This window comes from Mesorhizobium sp. M7A.F.Ca.CA.001.10.2.1, from assembly GCF_003998575.1.
Lineage (GTDB): Bacteria > Pseudomonadota > Alphaproteobacteria > Rhizobiales > Rhizobiaceae > Mesorhizobium.
This window is the reverse complement of record NZ_RZQY01001297.1, coordinates 1-544: the sequence shown is the minus strand read 5'-3', so window position 1 is coordinate 544 and position 544 is coordinate 1. Positions and strand designations below refer to the sequence as shown.

The window sequence follows — 544 nt, the reverse complement described above, 5'->3', positions numbered from 1 at the left end:
TGGCGGCACCGTGCAGATCTCCTCCGACAGCAATCTCGGCGGCTTTCCCGGCGTTCTTTCGCTTGACGGCGGCACGCTGCACACTACCGCCGGTATCGCTTCCGGGCGCTTCGTGACGCTCAACGCCGGCGGCGGCACTTTCGATATCGACGGCGCGACCAACCTGGCGCTCGGCGGCACCATCGCGGGTGTTGGCGCGTTGACCAAACAAGGCGACGGCACACTCATCCTGGCAGGCACCAACACCTATCAGGGAGGCACGTTCATCAAAGGGGGCACGGTCCTGATCACGGCCGACGCCAATCTTGGCAGTGCGGCGGGCAAGGTCACTTTCGATGGTGGCACGCTGCACGTGAGCAGCCTGTCCAACGTGACTTCCGGACGCAACGCGACCCTTGAAGCGGGCGGCGGCACATTCGAGATTGACAATACGCTTGCATGGAATGGAACCATCGACGGCGCGGGCGGGCTGACAAAAACCGGCACGGGAGCGCTGTTCCTCGGTGCCGACAACACCTACACCGGCGGCACGACCATTGCGGGC

General features: G+C 64.5%; 1 protein-coding gene. It reads left to right on the top strand.

Going from position 1 to position 544, the window contains the following annotated elements; all coding sequences use genetic code 11:
• Nucleotides 1-10: 10 nt before the first annotated feature.
• Nucleotides 11-544: autotransporter-associated beta strand repeat-containing protein (locus EN964_RS36750; RefSeq protein ID WP_206528853.1), on the top strand; the 534-nt coding region annotated here is incomplete at its 3' end.